Origin of the sequence: Burkholderia pseudomultivorans (assembly GCF_902499075.1) — a bacterium.
In the GTDB taxonomy this organism is placed as follows: domain Bacteria; phylum Pseudomonadota; class Gammaproteobacteria; order Burkholderiales; family Burkholderiaceae; genus Burkholderia; species Burkholderia pseudomultivorans.
Genome location: NZ_CABVPP010000068.1, coordinates 1 through 14,531 on the forward strand (window position 1 = coordinate 1; position 14,531 = coordinate 14,531).

A 14,531-nucleotide genomic window follows, 5' to 3' on the forward strand; every position below is an offset into this window, starting at 1 on the left:
CCACCGCGCCGCGCGCGGTGCGGCGACGCGCACCACGCCGCCGGATGCGCGCAAAACGCCGGCGCGCGCCGCGCGTGCGCCGCGACGCGGTGCGCATTTCGCCAGACCGGCCGGTGCGCGCATCGCCGCCGTGCCAAAATAGCCGGTCGTCATCGCGCCGTTACGGCGCACCGTCCTTTCGTTTCGTTCGTAGCCAGGGATTGCCATGTCGTCATTGCTCAGGATTGGTCTGATGGGTTTCGGTTTCGCCGGCGCCACGTTCCACGCGCCAGTGATCGCGGCGAGCGGCCGCACGGAAGTCGCGGCGATCGCGACGGGGCAGCCCGATCGCGCGCGCGCCGCCTATCCCGGCGCGCGCGTCGTCGCCGATCTCGATACGCTGCTCGGCCTCGACGACATCGAGTGCGTGGTGATCGCCACGCCGAACGACACGCACTTCGCACTCGCACGCCAGGTGCTCGAAGCGGGCCGCCACGTCGTCGTCGACAAGCCCGTCACGCTCACCGCCGACGAGGCGCTCGCGCTCGCGCGGCTCGCCAATGCGCGCAGCCGGCTGTTCGCGCCATTCCACAACCGCCGCTGGGACGGCGATTTCCTCACCGTGCGCCGCATCGTCGAAGCGGGCGAGCTCGGCCGGCTCACCGCGTTCGTATCGCACTTCGACCGCTTCCGGCCGACGCCGCGCACGCGCTGGCGCGAGGAGCCGGCGCGCGGCGGCGGCCTGCTGCTCGATCTCGGCCCGCACCTGATCGACCAGGCGCTCGCGCTGTTCGGCCTGCCCGACACCGTCAGCGCGACCGTCAAGACGCGCCGCGACAACGGCGCGGCGCCCGACTTCGTGCACCTGCTGCTCGGCTATCCGGACAAGGACGTCACGCTGCACGCGAGCGCGCTGTCGGCGATCGAGCCCGCGCGCTTCACGCTGCACGGCACGCGCGGCAGCTACCAGAAGTTCGGGCTCGACACGCAGGAAGACCAGCTGAAAGCCGGCCTGACGCCGGACGACGTCGAATTCGGCGGCGGCAACCCGCCCGGCCTGCTGCGCGTGCTCGACGGCGAAGTCGAGCTCGAACGCCCGGTGCCGACGCTCGACGGCCAGTACGCGGAGTTCTACCGCGCGCTCGCCGCGTCGATCCGCGACGGCGCGCCGTTCCCGATTACGCCGCAGGACGCCGTCGACGTGATGACGATCATCGAGCTCGCCGCGCAGAGCGAGCACGAAGGCCGCCGGCTGCCGTTCGTGCGCCGGACGGTCTGAGCGGCGCGCCGGCCACGCCTGGCTGCATGCGGAGCCGCACCAGCCTGCGCGACCGGCCCGCCCCTACATTCCGTTACAAATGGAGCGGGAACGAAAGTCAGCGGCCGACCGGTCTGACGCGTTTCCCGAAAGTCGATCCGACACCCAAACCGTCAGGAGAATGTGATGCAACGGTTGATTCGCGCAGCAGCATGCTGCGTCCTGGTTTCCTCGCTCGCGGCATGTATCGTCCAGCCGCAGCAACCGGCCCGGCCGGCGCCGCCGCCGCGGCCGAATCCGCAGGTGGTCGCGAACGAGCGGATGCAACAGATCCAGGGCCGGATCGACAACCTGCATCGCCGGATCGACGCCCGCGTCAACGGCGGCTACTACCCGCCGCCGTACGGCGCGCAGCTGCACCATCGCCTCGACGTGATCCGCCAGGAATCGAACGACATGTCGGCGCAGCACGGCGGCGGCCTGTCCGGCGACGAGCAGCGCGTGCTGAACCAGGAACTCGACACGGCCGCGCGCGCGATCGGCGAGTAAGGCCGGCGCCCGCCGGCGACGAAAAAAGCGGCGGCGCCCTGCCGCCGCTTGTCGCGAAGCGACATTCTTTTGCCCAAATTGACAAGGCCGGGCCGCTCGCGTACAGTCGCCCGCACGCGTCGGGAGAGCGTGTGACCGCGTTGTTGAACGCCGGTCGCGCCGCCGAAGGGGCACACCCGCAAACTCTCAGGCAAAAGGACCGACCGCGTCGGGGAACGCCGTCCGTGCATTGCGCGGGCCGCACTCCCCGCACTCTGGAGAGCGGCAGTAGCCCGCTGCGCCGATGCGGCGCGGGCAGGCTGCCCACCGAAGGGGCGCGCGTTCGCCGGGCTTTGCCCGCAGCGCAATCTCTCAGGTATCGAGGACAGAGGGGCATGTACAGGATCGCTCGCCGGCTCGCGGCCGCGGCGGTCGGCACATGGCCGTTCTGATCCGCGCGCAAGCGCCTTGCCTGAGGCCTCGATGACTGCACTGAAACATACCCCGCTCAACGCCGCGCACCGCGCGCTCAATGCCCGCATGGTCGACTTCGGCGGCTGGGACATGCCCGTCAACTACGGCTCGCAGATCGAAGAACACGAAGCCGTGCGCACCGACGCCGGCATGTTCGACGTGTCGCACATGTGCGTCGTCGATTTCACCGGCAGCCGCGTGCGCGCCTTCTTCGAGCACGCGATCGCGAACAACGTCGGCAAGCTCAAGACGCCCGGCAAGGCGCTCTACTCGTGCCTGCTCAATCCGCAGGGCGGCGTCATCGACGACCTGATCGTCTATTACTTCACCGAAGACTTCTTCCGCGTCGTCGTCAATGCCGGCACCGCCGACAAGGACATCGCGTGGTTCAACCAGCTCAACGAACAGGGCGGCTACGGCGTGACGATCGCGCCGCGCCGCGATTTCGCGATCGTCGCCGTGCAGGGCCCGAACGCCCGCGAAAAGACCTGGACGACGATTCCGGCCGCGCGCGCCGCGACGAGCGAGCTGAAGCCGTTCAACGCCGCGCAGGTCGCCGGCACGCCGTTCGGCGACCTCACCGTCGCGCGCACCGGCTACACGGGCGAGGACGGCTTCGAGATCATCGTCCCGGCCGTACACGTCGAGGCGCTGTGGAACGCGCTGCAGCAAAACGGCGTGCGCCCGTGCGGGCTCGGCGCGCGCGACACGCTGCGCCTCGAGGCCGGCATGAACCTGTACGGCCAGGACATGGACGACACCGTCTCGCCGCTCGACGCGGGCCTCGCGTGGACGGTCGACCTGTCGGCGCCGCGCGACTTCGTCGGCCGCGCCGCGCTCGAGCGCGACGGCTCGCGCGCCGCGTTCGTCGGCCTGATCCTGCAGAAGGAAAACGGCAAGGCGGGCGGCGTGCTGCGCGCGCACCAGAAGGTCGTCACGCCGCACGGCGAAGGCGAGATCACGAGCGGCACGTTCTCGCCGTCGATGCAGGAATCGATCGCGTTCGCGCGCGTGCCGGCGGCCGTCCAGGTCGGCGACACGGTCCATGTGCAGATTCGTGACAAGCAACTTCCCGCGCGCGTGGTAAAACTGCCGTTCGTGCGCAACGGCAAGGTCCTCGCTGCGTAACGACCGGGAGGCCGCCTCCCGGCACGCCGGGAGATGGCGCCCGGCGAACCTTACATCCGGCGCGTCCGCGCGGCGCGCCAGCAGAACGAATCACACACTTTTATCCAGGAGCATCCGATGAGCAACGTCCCGGCCGATCTGAAGTACACCGACGAACACGAGTGGATCCGCACCGAAGCAGACGGCACGCTGACGGTCGGCATCACCGATCACGCGCAGAGCACGCTCGGCGACATCGTCTTCCTCGAACTGCCGGAAGTCGGCAAGCAGGTGACGGCGGGCGACGCGGTCGGCGTCGTCGAGTCGGTGAAGGCGGCATCCGACATCTACTCGCCGGTGTCCGGCGAAGTCGTCGCGATCAACGAAGCCATCGTCGACACGCCCGACGCAGTCAACAGCGACGCCTACGCGAGCTGGCTGTTCAAGATCAAGCTCGCGGACGGCGCATCGACCGACAAGCTGATCGACGCCGCAGCCTACGGCAAGCTGATCGACTGACTTTATTCCCCGAACTGCGCGGAGCCGGCCGTCCGGTCCCGCGCGCGACCGGCGCTGGCGCCAGCGCCGGTCGACCGCACAGCATGGGGCCCGAACGCGCCGACGCGCGCCCTCGGGTCGACATAGGAACGCCATGAAGCTCGAACACCCGGACCGCCTGATGAACCGCACGCCCCTCTCGCTCGCCGCGCTCGAAACGCACGACGCGTTCGCCGAACGCCACATCGGCCCCGACGCCGCCAGCCAGCAGGCCATGCTCGACACGCTCGGCTTCGCGTCGCGCGCCGCGCTGATCGACGCCGTGATCCCGGCCTCGATCCGCCGCGCCGAAACGCTGCCGCTCGGCCCGTTCGCCCAGCCGAAGAGCGAGGCCGAAGCGCTCGCCGCGCTGCGCGCGCTCGCGGACAAGAACCAGGTGTTCCGCTCCTATATCGGCCAAGGCTATTACGACACGCATACGCCGGCCGTGATCCTGCGCAACGTGCTCGAAAACCCGGCGTGGTACACGGCCTATACGCCGTACCAGCCCGAAATTTCCCAGGGCCGCCTCGAGGCGCTCCTGAACTTCCAGCAAATGGTGACCGACCTCACGGGCCTCGCGATCTCGAACGCGTCGCTGCTCGACGAGGCGACCGCCGCGGCCGAGGCGATGACGCTGCTGCAGCGCGCCGGCAAGCCGAAGTCGAACGTGTTCTACGTCGCCGACGACGTGCTGCCGCAAACGCTCGAAGTGATCCGCACGCGCGCGCTGCCGGTCGGCATCGAGGTCAAGACCGGCCCGGCCGCCGATGCCGCGCAGTCGAACGCGTTCGGCGTGCTGCTGCAATACCCGGGCGTGAACGGCGACGTGCGCGACTACCGCGCGCTCACCGAAGCGATCCACGCGGCCGGCGGCCATGTCGTCGTCGCGGCCGACCTGCTCGCGCTGACCCTGCTGACGCCGCCCGGCGAATGGGGCGCGGACGTCGCGGTCGGCAACACGCAGCGCTTCGGCGTGCCGATGGGCTTCGGCGGCCCGCACGCCGCCTACATGGCCGTGCGCGACGAGTTCAAGCGCCAGATGCCGGGCCGCCTCGTCGGCGTGACCGTCGACGCGCAGGGCAAGCCCGCGCTGCGCCTCGCGCTGCAGACGCGCGAGCAGCACATCCGCCGCGAGAAGGCGACGTCGAACGTCTGCACCGCGCAGGCGCTGCTCGCGATCATGGCGAGCATGTATGCGGTCTACCACGGCCCGCACGGCCTGAAGACGATCGCGCTGCGCGTGAACCGCGTCGCGGCGCTGGTCGCCGCCGGCGTGAAGCAGCTCGGCTTCGCGACCGTCAACGACACCTTCTTCGACACGCTGACGATCGACACCGGCGCGCGCACCGCGCAGGTCCATCAATTCGCCGCCGCGCAGCGCATCAACCTGCGCCGCGTCAGCGACACGCAGGTCGGCGTGTCCGTCGACGAAACGACGACGCGCGACGATCTCGCCACGCTGCTCGCGGTGTTCGCGCAGGCGGCGGGCGGCACCGCGCCGGACGTCGACGCGCTGGACGCGGGCCTCGGCGGCGACGCCGCGCTGCCGGCCGGCCTGGTTCGCACGAGCGCGTACCTGACGCACCACGTGTTCAACCGCCACCATTCCGAAACGGAAATGCTGCGCTACCTGCGCAGCCTGTCGGACAAGGATCTCGCGCTCGACCGCTCGATGATCCCGCTCGGCTCGTGCACGATGAAGCTGAACGCGACGTCGGAAATGCTGCCGGTCACATGGCCCGAATTCGGCCGCATTCACCCGTTCGCGCCGGCCGACCAGACCGTCGGCTACCGCGAGATGATCGACCAGCTCGAGCAGATGCTGGTCGCGGCCACCGGCTACGCGGCCGTGTCGCTGCAGCCGAACGCGGGCTCGCAGGGCGAGTACGCGGGCCTGCTGATCATCCACGCGTACCACGCGTCGCGCGGCGAAGGCCACCGCGACGTGTGCCTGATCCCGGCGTCCGCGCACGGCACCAACCCGGCGTCCGCGCACATGGCCGGCATGAAGGTCGTGGTCGTCGCGTGCGACGCGCAGGGCAACGTCGATATCGCCGACCTGAAGGCGAAGGCCGAGCAGCATTCGGCGAACCTCGCGGCGATCATGATCACCTATCCGTCGACGCACGGCGTGTTCGAGCAGAACGTGCGCGAGATCTGCGAGATCGTGCACGCGCACGGCGGCCAGGTGTACGTCGACGGCGCGAACATGAACGCGATGGTCGGCCTGACCGCGCCGGGCCAGTTCGGCGGCGACGTATCGCACCTGAACCTGCACAAGACCTTCTGCATCCCGCACGGCGGCGGCGGCCCGGGCGTCGGCCCGGTCGCGGTCGGCCCGCACCTCGCGAAGTTCCTGCCGAACCAGCGTTCGACCGGCTACACGCGCGAAGAGCACGGCATCGGCGCGGTATCGGCCGCGCCGTACGGCTCGGCGTCGATCCTGCCGATCTCGTGGATGTACATCGCGATGATGGGCGCGAAGAACCTGACCGCCGCGACCGAAACCGCGATCCTCAACGCGAACTACATCGCGAAGCGTCTCGCGCCGCACTATCCGGTGCTGTACTCGGGCCCGGGCGGGCTGGTCGCGCACGAGTGCATTCTCGACCTGCGGCCGCTCAAGGAATCGAGCGGGATCACCGTCGACGATGTCGCGAAGCGCCTGATGGACTACGGCTTCCATGCGCCGACGATGAGCTTCCCGGTGCCGGGCACGCTGATGGTCGAGCCGACCGAATCGGAATCGCAGGAAGAACTCGACCGCTTCATCGCCGCGATGATCGCGATCCGCGACGAAATCCGCGCGGTCGAGGAAGGCCGCGCCGATCGCGAGGACAACCCGCTGCGCCACGCGCCGCACACGGCTGCCGTCGTCGCCGCGAACGAATGGCCGCATGCGTACACGCGCGAGCAGGCTGCGTACCCGGTCGCGTCGCTCGGCACGAACAAGTACTGGCCGCCGGTCGGCCGCGCGGACAACGCCTATGGCGACCGCAACCTGTTCTGCGCGTGCGTGCCGATGTCGGAATACGCGTAACGCGCGCGGCGCCCGGATCGCCCGATGGCGCCCGACACCGCACGCAACTCCGCGTTGCGTGCGGTTTTTGCATTTGACGCCGATCCGGCTCACGCTTGTCCCCCAATCCGGCTAACATCACACGCGATCCAGCCAATGAAGGAGTTCCGCATGGTGCGTCCGATGTTTCCGGGCCATGTCGACAGGCCAGCGCGGCGACGCGTGCGCGCACGCCGTTTCGTGCCGACCTTCGTCGCGTCGCTGTCGTTCGCCGCTGCCGGCTTCGGCGCGGCCGGCAGTGCGCACGCGGCGATGAATTTCTGCGCGGCGCCCGCGCTGCAGGCCAGCGAGACGACGCAGGCCGAACCCGGCGTGCAGGCGCTGATCCGCAGCGTCGACGCGCGCCTCGGCGAGCAGCCGAAGGCGATGGCGCGCGTGCATACCGAAGGCACGCTGCCGCACCAGGGCATCTACGACCAGAGCGCCGACGCGCTGAAGGACATGGACCTGATGCGCGACGCCGCGCTCGCGTGGCGCGTGACCAACGCGCCGCGCTACCTGCAGCTCGTCGACCGCTTCCTGTCGGCGTGGGTCGCGACCTACCAGCCGAGCTTCAACCCGATCGACGAGACGCGCTTCGAAAGCCTGATCCTCGCGTACGACATGACCGCGAGCGCGCTGCCGGTGAAGACGCGCAACGCGGCGTCCGCGTTCATCGCGAAGCTCGGCGCCGGCTACGTCGCGCAGATCGACGCGCAGAAGCGCCCGCTCACCGGCACCTGGCGCAACAACTGGCAGAGCCACCGGATCAAGCTGATCGCGCTGTCGGCGTTCACGCTCGGCGACCGCAAGATGATGAATGCCGCGCAGCGGCTGTTCGTCGAGCATCTGGCCGACAACATCGGCCCGGACGGCACGACCTGGGACTTCGAGGAACGCGACGCGCTGCACTATGCCGTCTACGACCTGCAGCCGCTGGTGACGGCCGCGCTCGCCGCGCGCCGCTTCAACCGCAACTGGCTGCGCGAGCGCGGCGCGAACGGCGCAACGCTCGCGGCCGCGCTCGACTGGCTGGTGCCGTACGCGCGCGGCGAGAAGACGCACGAGGAATTCGTGCACTCGCCGGTGCCGTTCGACGCCCAGCGCCGCGAGGCCGGGCTGCCGGGCTATACGGGGCAGTGGGACCCGAAAAACGCCACCGAACTCTTTCATCTGGCCGCGCGGCTCGACGGACGCTACGCCCGCGTCGCGCAGCAGCTTTCCCCAACGCCGCCCGCATGGCTCGCTGCGTGCCTGCCATTGCAGGCGCGCTAGCACTACTCTTAAAGCAAGGCAGGAATCCAAATGGCAGTCAGCGTGTTTGACCTCTTCAAGATCGGCATCGGTCCGTCCAGCTCGCATACGGTCGGACCGATGCGCGCGGCGCTGATGTTCGTCCAGGGCCTCGAGCGCGACGGGCTGCTCGATGCAACCGCGCAGGTGAAGGTCGAGCTGTACGGCTCGCTCGGCGCGACCGGCAAGGGTCACGGCACCGACCGCGGCGTGATGCTCGGCCTGCTCGGCGACGCGCCCGACACCGTCGATCCGGACACGATCGACGCGCGGCTCGAGGCCGTGCGCACGTCGAAGCAGCTCGCGCTGCTCGGCACGCATCCGGTGCCGTTCGTGCTGAAGGAGAACATCGCGTTCTACCGGCAGGCGCTGCCCGAGCATCCGAACGGGATGAAGCTGCGCGCGAGCGACGCGAACGGCGCGGTACTGGTCGAACGCACGTACCTGTCGGTCGGCGGCGGCTTCGTCGTGACGGCCGGCGCGCCGAACACGAAGGTGCTGAGCGCGGCCGAGCAGATGACGCACCCGTTCCGCACCGGTGCGGAGCTGCTCGCGCTGACCGAGTCGACCGGCAAGTCGATCGCGCAGCTGATGTGGGAGAACGAACGCGCGTGGCACACCGAGCAGGAGACGCGCGACGGGCTGCTGAAGATCTGGGCGGTGATGCAGTCGTGCGTGTCGCGCGGCTGCGGGATCGGCAACCCGGACGCCGACGGCAACCTGCCCGGGCCGTTCCAGGTCAAGCGTCGTGCGCCGCAGCTGTACCGCGCGCTGACCGGCAACCCGGAGCGCGCGCTGCAGGATCCGCTGTCGATGGTCGACTGGATCAACCTGTACGCGATCGCGGTCAACGAGGAAAACGCGGCGGGCGGCCGCGTCGTCACCGCGCCGACCAACGGCGCGGCCGGCATCATCCCGGCCGTGCTGCACTACTACACGCGCTTCACGCCCGGCGCGAACGAACAGGGCGTGATCGACTTCCTGCTGACGGCCGCGGCGATCGGCATCCTCTACAAGCTCAACGCGTCGATTTCGGGCGCGGAAGTCGGCTGCCAGGGCGAGGTGGGCGTCGCCTGCTCGATGGCGGCCGGCGCGCTCGCGGCGGTGCTCGGCGGCACGCCGCGCCAGGTCGAGAACGCGGCCGAGATCGGCATGGAGCACAACCTCGGCCTCACCTGCGACCCGGTCGGCGGGATGGTGCAGATCCCGTGCATCGAGCGCAACGCGATGGCGTCGGTGAAGGCCGTCAACGCGGCGCGCATGGCGCTGCGCGGCGACGGCTCGCACTACGTGTCGCTCGATTCGGTGATCAAGACGATGCGCGAGACGGGCGCCGACATGAAGACGAAGTACAAGGAAACGTCGCGCGGCGGGCTGGCGGTGAATATCGTCGAGTGCTGAGCGTCGGCGGTCACGGCCGCTCGACCCGGCCGCGCGATACGCGCGCGCCTTTCATCGGCGGGCCGTTGCGCGCCGGCCGCCCTCGCGGCCATTCGAACCGGCTGGCCGCAGCATCTGCGTGCTAGCCGATCAGCCAGTTCTCCAGCCTCAAGCCCGGATAACTCGCGAAATCCCGCTCGTTGGTGGTCACCAGCACGACGTCGAGCGATACCGCGTGCGCGCCGATCAGCTTGTCGAGATGATCCTTCTTGCGTTCCCGCGTCGCCTCGCGAATGGGGCCGTATGCCTGCGCAGCCGCTCCGTCGAACGGCGCAACCGGGATATCCTCGATCAGCGCGGCGAGATTGCGGCGTTCGCGGGCCGGATTGGCGCATACCGTCACGCCGTACTCGAGTTCCGCATAGGTGATCGCCGACATGACGACGTCCCCCGTGTAGCACTGCGCGAAACGCCGCGCGACCTGCTCCGGCTGGTTCTTCATCAGATAGAGGCACATGTTGGTGTCGAGCATGTAGCGCGGCATCACCAACCCTCGCGCTCGGCCTGTTCCTGATCGCCGCGCCCCTCGGCCATGAAATCCGGCCCGAATTTCGCGAACTTGCCAAGCACGCCGGTCAGCGGCCGCCGCGCAGGCCGGATGCGAATTTCGTCGCCGACACGCTCGATTTCGAGTTCGATATCGCTGCGCTCATAAGCCAGATCCGCGGGAATCCGCACCGCCTGCGAGTTGCCATTCCGGAAGACCCGGGTGGTATGCATGTCATGTCTCCCATTACGGATGTACGAAGGATGTACATTAGGTCGTTTTTTCGTCCAATGTAAATCCGTGTGTGTACACAACCCGGCCCGCGCCCTCCCCGCGTTCCGACACTTTTCACCGGCCGGCGTACCGGAGGCCCGCCAACGGGCGTAAGCTGTACGTCCCGCTACCCAGGGAGACGGCAGCCCATGTCGCATTCCAAGGATCTCGAGCAGCCCGCCACCACCGGCGCGCGACTGCTCGTCGATGCGTTGCTCGCCAATCACGTCGAACGCGTGTTCTGCGTGCCGGGCGAGAGCTTTCTCGCCGTACTCGACGCGCTGGCGGACGACACCGCGCGCATCCAGACGGTCGTCTGCCGCCACGAGGCGGCCGCCGCGAACATGGCCGAGGCGGTCGGCAAGCTGACCGGCCGCCCCGGCATCGCGTTCGTCACGCGCGGGCCCGGCGCGACGCACGCGTCGATCGGCGTGCACACCGCGTTCCAGGATTCGACGCCGATGATTCTGTTCGTCGGCCAGTGCGCGCGCGAGCACCTCGACCGCGAAGCATTCCAGGAAATCGACTACCGCCGGATGTTCGGCCAGATGGCGAAATGGGTCGCGCAGATCGACGATCCGCGCCGCATCCCCGAATACCTGAGCCATGCGTTCCACGTCGCGACCGCCGGCCGCCCGGGGCCCGTCGTGCTCGCGCTGCCCGAGGACGTGCTGTCCGAAGCGTGCGCGCCGCAACCCGTCGCGCCCGCCGCCAAGCGGATCGCCGCGGCGCCGTCGGCCGCGCAGATCGACGAGCTGCGCGAGCGGCTGGTGCGCGCGGAACGGCCGTTCGCGATCGTCGGCGGCAGCGGCTGGACGCCCGACGCCTGCGCGAACCTGCGCGCCTTCGTCGAGCGCTGGCAACTGCCGGTCGCGTGCGCGTTCCGCTACCAGGACACGATCGACAACGCGCACCCGAACTACGCGGGCGACGTCGGGCTCGGGATCAACCCGGCGCTCGCGAAGCGCATCCGCGATGCCGACCTGCTGCTCGTGATCGGGCCGCGCCTCGGCGAGGCGACCACTGGCGGCTATACGCTGCTCGACATCCCGAAGACGCGCCAGACGCTGATCCACGTGCATCAGGGTGCGGACGAGCTCGGCCGCGTGTATGCGGCCGACCTGCCGATCGTGTCGGGGATGCCCGAGATCGCGGCGCCGCTCGCCGCGCTCGAACCGCCGGCGCGCCCCGCGTGGGCCGGCACGGCCGCCGACGCGCATCGCGCGTACCGCGAATGGCACGCGCCACTGCCGATGCCTGGCGACGTCCAGCTCGGCGACGTGATGGTGCAGCTGCGCGAGCGGCTGCCGCACGACGCGATCCTGACCAACGGCGCAGGCAACTACGCGATCTGGCTGCATCGCCACTTCGCGTACCGGCATTTCCGCTCGCAGCTCGCGCCGACCAGCGGCGCGATGGGCTACGGCGTGCCGGCCGCGCTCGCCGCGAAGTCGCTGTATCCGTCGCGGGCCGTCGTCGCGCTCGCGGGCGACGGCTGCTTCATGATGGCCGGCAACGAGCTCGCGACCGCGATGCAGTACGGGCTGAACATCGTCGTGATCGTCGTCAACAACGGTCATTTCGGCACGATCCGCATGCATCAGGAACGCAACTATCCGGGGCGCGTGCACGGCACCGGGCTTACCAATCCCGATTTCGCCGCGTATGCGCGCGCATTCGGCGCACATGGCGAGACGGTCGAGCGCACCGCCGATTTCGCGCCGGCGCTCGAACGCGCGCTGACCTGCGGGCTGCCCGCGCTGATCGAGATCCGCATCCCGCAGGACGCCAGCACGCCGGCCGCGACGCTCGAACAGATCCGCGAACAGGGTCGCCGCGCGCGCGGCGAATGACGGTGGCCGCGTATGCCATGCCGCCCGGCGTCGCCGCGCTGTCGCACGACGACGCGCTCGCGCTGCCCGGCACGCTGCTCGCGCCCGACGGCACGCTCGTCGCGCCGTACGACCTCGAACACGGCAGCGCGCGCGCCGTCGGCCACGTGCCGGCCGCGCCCGCGCTCGGGCTGCTGCATGGCGCGCACCGGCCGTTCCGGCTCGACTACGGTCGTGCAACGCAGGTGCACGTGGTCAACGGGATGGGCGTCACGCTCGGCGACTCGGTGATCGGGCTGACCGCGCTTGCCGCGCTGCGCGACGCGCATCCGCACGTGTGCTTCACGCTGTATCGGCCGGCCCGCGCGCCGCGCTACGTCGAAGCGCTGTATGCGCTGGCAGCCGGCGTCGTCGCGCCCATCCGCGCACTGCCGTATCGCGCCGATGCGCTGCCGCCGCAGACGCCGTGCATCGACGTCGGCAATCATCTGTACTGGCCCGCATTCGCGCGGCAGCCGATGATCGACTTCTTCCTCGACGCGCTCGGCGCGGACCCGGCCGCTGTGCCCGCGTCGGCGAAGCGCAACCGCTGGCTCGCGCGGCTGGCGCTGCCCGCGCTGCCGGCGGCATGGCACCGGCCGTACGTGCTGTTCTGCCCGGACGCGAGCACCGCAGTGCGCAGCGTGCCGCCCGCGCTGCGCACGCCGCTCGTGGACCGGCTCGCGCAGCGCTACGGCCTGCCGGTGGTGGGCTTCGGGCCGGTCGCGCATCCCGCATACGTCGACGTGAGCGCCGACGCGGCCGGCGACACGGCCCGGTTCATCGCATGGGTCAAGGGCGCCAGCATGCTGTTCGCGCCCGATACGGCCGCGCTGCATCTCGCCGACGGCTTCGACGTGCCGACGCTCGCCTGCTTCACGACGATCGGGCCGGCGCTGCGCGCGCGCGACTATCCGCATTGCGTGCCGGTCGCGCTCGACGTGCCGGCCGGACTGCACGGCCTCCATCGCAGCGAACGGCCGGACGATCTCGCGGCCGTCGAGGCCGCGTATCGCGCGGTCGACTGGGATGCGCTCGCGTGGCCGGCAGCGCGTGCGGCGACGGCCGCGACCACGGCCGAATAGGGAAACAGCGGCCGGCCGCAAAGCCGCCAGCGCCGCAGTTGCCCCGCCTTGCGGCGCCGCCTTCGCGCCTATCCCGCCACCGCCTCGCGCTCGCGCAGCGTATCCGACGGCCGCTTGCCGAACAGGCGCCGGTAGTCGGTCGCGAACTGGCTCAGGTGCCAGAAGCCCCACGCCTCGGCGACATCCTGCACCGAACCCGCCGCCCGGCCGCACAGGTCGCGCCGCGCGCCGTTCAGCCTGAGCGTGCGCAGATAGGTCGCGGGCGCCATCCCGAGCACGTCCTGGAAGCAGTACTGCAGCGTGCGGCGGCTCACGTGCAGCTGCTCGCACAGCTCGGGCACGCCGACCGGGCGCGTGCGATGCGCGAGCACGTAGTCGCGCGCCTGCTCGACGATCCAGCGCCGCGTCGAAGGCGCAGCGCCGCCGCCGTCGTCGCCCGGCTGCGCGCATACGTCGAACAGCGCGGCCAGCACCTCCGCCTGCAAGTCGTCGCGCTGCGCGTCGGGCAGCGGGCCGTCGCCGGCCGCCGCGGCGTCGAGCCGGCGGCCGAGCAGCGCGCACAGGCGCGCAAGCCTTGCGTCGCCGACCTGCATCACGCGCTGCTGCGCGAAGCGCTGCTCGTCGAGCACGCGGCGCTCGACCTGCTCCGCATAGCGGCGCAACACGTCGCCGCGCACGACGACGCCGTAGATCGAGAACTGCGCGGGCGTCAGCAGTTCGAATTCGACGTTGCCGGGCCGGAACGCAAGCGCGCCGGGGCCGATGCGGCACGCGTCGACGCGCGCCGTGCCGTCGTTCGCGACCGGGATGCCGAACCAGTACGCATCGCCGCGCACCTCGCACGCCTGGCGCAGCATGTGGCTGGTCGATTCGCGGAACAGCTTCATCGTGTCGAGCGGCAGCTCGGTCAGCGTGCCGACGAAGCGGCCCGCCGCGAGCTGGTCGTAGGTTTGCCGCCAGCCGATCAGGTTGCGCGCCTGCTCGTCGGCGTCGTGCGCGACGCTGACGACGGCCTGCCCGGCCGGCGCGTCGTCGCCCTGCGCGCTGCGCCGCGTGTCTTCGGCCGTCGGTTCGTCGTCGCGATCCACTCGTTGATCCATCTTGCCCTCCTTCTGCTGCCCGCCACCGCGCCGGTCAC

13 protein-coding genes and 2 riboswitches are annotated in these 14,531 nt (G+C 70.2%); of the genes, 9 read left to right on the top strand and 4 right to left on the bottom strand.

Annotated features, from left to right (window positions below):
- Window positions 1-258 (bottom strand): hypothetical protein (locus BST28156_RS29865; protein WP_217451821.1); only part of this gene is annotated, 258 nt, incomplete at its 3' end.
- Between BST28156_RS29865 and BST28156_RS29870 the strand changes: the two genes are divergently transcribed.
- The 7 genes from BST28156_RS29870 to BST28156_RS29900 all read left to right on the top strand — a co-directional run bounded on the left by BST28156_RS29870 (window position 206) and on the right by BST28156_RS29900 (window position 9,638).
- Window positions 206-1,258 carry an oxidoreductase gene (locus tag BST28156_RS29870; RefSeq protein ID WP_040126413.1) on the top strand — a complete coding sequence of 351 codons (1,053 nt, stop codon included), beginning with the start codon at window positions 206-208 and terminating at the stop codon, window positions 1,256-1,258. The genes BST28156_RS29865 and BST28156_RS29870 overlap by 53 nt on opposite strands.
- Before the next feature lie 165 nt (window positions 1,259-1,423).
- Entirely contained in the window at window positions 1,424-1,786 is a 363-nt protein-coding gene (locus tag BST28156_RS29875) for a hypothetical protein (RefSeq protein ID WP_060245947.1), read from the top strand.
- Window positions 1,787-1,896: 110 nt separating this feature from the next.
- Window positions 1,897-1,998: riboswitch (glycine riboswitch) on the top strand.
- Between the two features lie 32 nt (window positions 1,999-2,030).
- A riboswitch (glycine riboswitch) is annotated at window positions 2,031-2,164 on the top strand.
- 84 nt (window positions 2,165-2,248) lie between these two features.
- A complete protein-coding gene (gcvT, locus tag BST28156_RS29880) occupies window positions 2,249-3,367 on the top strand; it encodes a glycine cleavage system aminomethyltransferase GcvT (RefSeq protein WP_009694338.1) in 1,119 nt (372 codons plus the stop codon).
- Between the two features lie 117 nt (window positions 3,368-3,484).
- Window positions 3,485-3,865: a glycine cleavage system protein GcvH gene (gene gcvH / locus BST28156_RS29885; RefSeq protein WP_009694337.1), complete on the top strand. Its 381-nt coding sequence runs from the start codon at window positions 3,485-3,487 to the stop codon at window positions 3,863-3,865.
- 133 nt (window positions 3,866-3,998) lie between these two features.
- Entirely contained in the window at window positions 3,999-6,926 is a 2,928-nt protein-coding gene (gcvP, locus tag BST28156_RS29890; RefSeq protein WP_174904101.1) for an aminomethyl-transferring glycine dehydrogenase, read from the top strand.
- Window positions 6,927-7,076: 150 nt separating this feature from the next.
- Entirely contained in the window at window positions 7,077-8,219 is a 1,143-nt protein-coding gene (locus BST28156_RS29895; protein WP_174904102.1) for an alginate lyase family protein, read from the top strand.
- A 30-nt stretch (window positions 8,220-8,249) separates the two neighbouring features.
- Window positions 8,250-9,638, top strand: coding sequence for an L-serine ammonia-lyase (locus BST28156_RS29900; RefSeq protein WP_060245944.1), 1,389 nt, complete (start codon window positions 8,250-8,252; stop codon window positions 9,636-9,638).
- Between the two features lie 121 nt (window positions 9,639-9,759).
- On the opposite strand, the gene BST28156_RS29905 is transcribed toward BST28156_RS29900, so the two are convergent.
- Together BST28156_RS29905 and vapB are read right to left on the bottom strand one after the other, a co-directional pair.
- The gene (locus BST28156_RS29905) at window positions 9,760-10,161 is read right to left on the bottom strand and encodes a type II toxin-antitoxin system VapC family toxin (RefSeq protein ID WP_174904103.1); all 402 of its coding nucleotides are present in this window, start codon (window positions 10,159-10,161) and stop codon (window positions 9,760-9,762) included.
- On the bottom strand, window positions 10,161-10,397 hold the full coding sequence (vapB, locus tag BST28156_RS29910; RefSeq protein ID WP_006408845.1) for a type II toxin-antitoxin system VapB family antitoxin: 237 nt from the start codon (window positions 10,395-10,397) through the stop codon (window positions 10,161-10,163). Before vapB ends, BST28156_RS29905 begins: the two co-directional genes overlap by 1 nt.
- Before the next feature lie 189 nt (window positions 10,398-10,586).
- Here vapB and BST28156_RS29915 point away from each other — a divergent pair, with 189 nt between their 5' ends.
- Window positions 10,587-12,290, top strand: coding sequence for a thiamine pyrophosphate-binding protein (locus tag BST28156_RS29915; protein ID WP_174904104.1), 1,704 nt, complete (start codon window positions 10,587-10,589; stop codon window positions 12,288-12,290).
- A complete protein-coding gene (locus BST28156_RS29920; protein ID WP_174904105.1) occupies window positions 12,287-13,393 on the top strand; it encodes a glycosyltransferase family protein in 1,107 nt (368 codons plus the stop codon). Before BST28156_RS29915 ends, BST28156_RS29920 begins: the two co-directional genes overlap by 4 nt.
- A 68-nt stretch (window positions 13,394-13,461) precedes the next feature.
- Here BST28156_RS29920 and BST28156_RS29925 read toward each other — a convergent pair whose 3' ends face one another.
- Complete coding sequence (locus BST28156_RS29925) at window positions 13,462-14,493, bottom strand: helix-turn-helix domain-containing protein (protein WP_174904106.1); 1,032 nt, start codon at window positions 14,491-14,493, stop codon at window positions 13,462-13,464.
- Between the last annotated feature and the right edge of the window lie 38 nt (window positions 14,494-14,531).

Bases quoted from the DNA above. Each gene is read 5' to 3' on its own strand.
- BST28156_RS29870 (WP_040126413.1), top strand. From the start codon at position 206: ATGTCGTCATTGCTCAGGATTGGTCTGATGGGTTTCGGTTTCGCCGGC.
- BST28156_RS29875 (WP_060245947.1), top strand. From the start codon at position 1,424: ATGCAACGGTTGATTCGCGCAGCAGCATGCTGCGTCCTGGTTTCCTCG.
- gcvT (WP_009694338.1), top strand. From the start codon at position 2,249: ATGACTGCACTGAAACATACCCCGCTCAACGCCGCGCACCGCGCGCTC.
- gcvH (WP_009694337.1), top strand. From the start codon at position 3,485: ATGAGCAACGTCCCGGCCGATCTGAAGTACACCGACGAACACGAGTGG.
- gcvP (WP_174904101.1), top strand. From the start codon at position 3,999: ATGAAGCTCGAACACCCGGACCGCCTGATGAACCGCACGCCCCTCTCG.
- BST28156_RS29895 (WP_174904102.1), top strand. From the start codon at position 7,077: ATGGTGCGTCCGATGTTTCCGGGCCATGTCGACAGGCCAGCGCGGCGA.
- BST28156_RS29900 (WP_060245944.1), top strand. From the start codon at position 8,250: ATGGCAGTCAGCGTGTTTGACCTCTTCAAGATCGGCATCGGTCCGTCC.
- BST28156_RS29905 (WP_174904103.1), bottom strand. From the start codon at position 10,161: ATGCCGCGCTACATGCTCGACACCAACATGTGCCTCTATCTGATGAAG.
- vapB (WP_006408845.1), bottom strand. From the start codon at position 10,397: ATGCATACCACCCGGGTCTTCCGGAATGGCAACTCGCAGGCGGTGCGG.
- BST28156_RS29915 (WP_174904104.1), top strand. From the start codon at position 10,587: ATGTCGCATTCCAAGGATCTCGAGCAGCCCGCCACCACCGGCGCGCGA.
- BST28156_RS29920 (WP_174904105.1), top strand. From the start codon at position 12,287: ATGACGGTGGCCGCGTATGCCATGCCGCCCGGCGTCGCCGCGCTGTCG.
- BST28156_RS29925 (WP_174904106.1), bottom strand. From the start codon at position 14,493: ATGGATCAACGAGTGGATCGCGACGACGAACCGACGGCCGAAGACACG.